Annotated in this window: 2 protein-coding genes; both read left to right on the forward strand. The window is 66.6% G+C overall.

Annotated features, from left to right (window positions below; genetic code table 11):
* Nucleotides 1–74 precede the first annotated feature (74 nt).
* Entirely contained in the window at nt 75–1,337 is a 1,263-nt protein-coding gene (gene istA / locus AB0I21_RS57390) for an IS21 family transposase (RefSeq protein ID WP_360574502.1), read from the forward strand.
* 5 nt (nt 1,338–1,342) lie between these two features.
* On the forward strand, nt 1,343–2,164 hold the full coding sequence (gene istB, locus AB0I21_RS57395; RefSeq protein ID WP_360574504.1) for an IS21-like element helper ATPase IstB: 822 nt from the start codon (nt 1,343–1,345) through the stop codon (nt 2,162–2,164).
* The last annotated feature ends 64 nt before the right edge of the window (nt 2,165–2,228 follow it).

Raw genomic sequence — 2,228 nt, forward strand, 5'->3', positions numbered from 1 at the left:
TGTCGCGGCTTCCTGAAGACTGACCCCCAGCGGGTTTTTGAATCTTGACCCCTCCTCTTTGATGATCTTGGAGGGTGTTGAGCGTGGAGGACTGGGCAGAGATCCGCCGGTTGCATCGGGCGGAGGGTGTGCCTATCAAGGAGATCGTCCGCAGGTTGGGGGTGGCTCGGAACACGGTTCGTGCGGCGTTGGCGTCGGATCGGCCGCCGCGGTATGAACGGGCGCCGCGTGGGTCGGTGGTGGATGCGTTCGAGCCGCAGGTCCGGGTGCTGCTGAGTGAGTGGCCGCGGATGCCGGTGCCGGTGATCGCGCAGCGGATCGGGTGGCCGTATTCGTTGTCGCCGTTGAAGAAGCGGCTGGCGCTGATCCGGCCGGAGTATGTGGGGATCGATCCGGTCGACCGGACGGTGTATGAGCCGGGGCAGATCACGCAGTGCGATCTGTGGTTCCCGCAGCCGCGGATCCCGGTCGCTGCCGGTCAGGACCGGGTGTTGCCGGTGCTGGTGATGACGCTCGGGTTCTCCCGGTTCATGGCCGCGACGATGATCCCGACCCGGCAGGCCGGCGACATCCTGTCCGGGATGTGGCTGCTGATCTGCGAGATCGGCCGGGTGACCAGGAGCCTGGTCTGGGATCGAGAGTCCGCGATCGGCGGGACCGGCAAGGTGAGCGCGCCGGCGGCGGCGTTCGCCGGGACCCTCGCCACCCGCATCCAACTGGCCCCGCCCCGCGACCCGGAGCACAAGGGCATGGTGGAACGCGCGAACGGCTATCTGGAAACGTCGTTCCTGCCCGGACGCCGGTTCATCTCACCGACCGACTTCAACGCCCAGCTGCGGGAGTGGCTGGCGGCGACGGCGAACACCCGCACGGTCCGGTCGATCCAGGGCAGGCCCGTGGACCTTCTGGAAACCGACCGGCCTGCGATGCTGCCGCTGCCTCCCGTCGGCCCGCAGATCGGTCTGCAGCAACGGATCCGACTCGGCCGTGACTACTACGTGCGTGTCGACACCGTCGACTACTCCGTCGACCCACGCGTCATCGGCCGGTTCGTCGAGGTGACCGCCTCACCGGACGTGGTGACCGTGTCCTGCGACGGCACCATCGTGGCCCGGCACGACCGGTCCTGGGCCAAACACAGCGTGATCACAGACCCCGGCCACGCCGCGACCGCGAAGCTGATGCGCCACGCCCTCGCCGAGGACCGCCAACGCCGCCAAGCCGCCACCCGCCACCACGGCGACGGGCACCCCGTCACCCTGCGGGCCCTGCACGACTACGACGCCCTGTTCGGCGTCGACTTCAACCCAACAACCGTGAAAGCGAGCAGTGAATGACCAGAATGAGCGCCACCAAGACGAGACCCGCCACCGCCGGACCGAGCGGCGGGGTCAAAGACGGGATGCCGTCGATGATCGCCTACCTCACCCGAGTGTTGAAGACCCCGACCATCGGCGCGTTCTGGGAAGAACTCGCCGGCCAGGCCCGCGACGAGAACTGGTCGCATGAGGAGTATCTGGCCGCGCTGCTGCAACGGCAGGTCGCCGACCGTGAGTCCAAAGGCACCGTCATGCGCATCCGCACCGCGCACTTCCCGACCGTGAAGACCCTCGAGGACTTCAACCTCGACCACCTGCCCTCACTGCGCCGCGACGTCCTGGCGCACCTGGCCACCAGCACATACGTCGCCAAAGCCGAGAACGTCATCCTGCTCGGGCCACCCGGCCTCGGCAAGACCCACCTCGCCATCGCCCTCGGCGTCAAAGCCACCCAGGCAGGGCACTCCGTGCTGTTCGACACCGCCAGCAACTGGATCACCCGCCTCGCCGAAGCCCACCACGCCGGCCGCCTCGAAGCCGAACTCAAGAAGATCCGCCGCTACAAACTGATCATCATCGACGAAGTCGGCTACATCCCCTTCGACCAGGACGCCGCGAACCTCTTCTTCCAACTCATCGCATCCCGCTACGAACAGGCCTCCGTCATGGTCACTTCAAACCTGCCCTTCGGACGCTGGGGCGAGACCTTCTCCGACGACGTCGTCGCCGCAGCCATGATCGACCGACTCGTCCACCACGCCGAAGTCCTCACCCTCACCGGCGACTCCTACCGCACCCGCCAACGCCGCGAACTCCTCAACAAAGACCGCACCAACCACAACTGACCAACCACGGGAGGGGTCAAAATTCCCGAACCCAAACGGGGTCAATTTTCAAAAATCGGCGACA

Source organism: Dactylosporangium sp. NPDC050588, from assembly GCF_040654975.1.
GTDB classification, from domain to species: Bacteria; Actinomycetota; Actinomycetes; order Mycobacteriales; family Micromonosporaceae; genus Dactylosporangium; species Dactylosporangium maewongense.

What these genes read in the sequence shown, in the direction of transcription:
- istB (WP_360574504.1), top strand. Translation starts at nt 1,343, where the DNA reads ATGAGCGCCACCAAGACGAGACCCGCCACCGCCGGACCGAGCGGCGGG.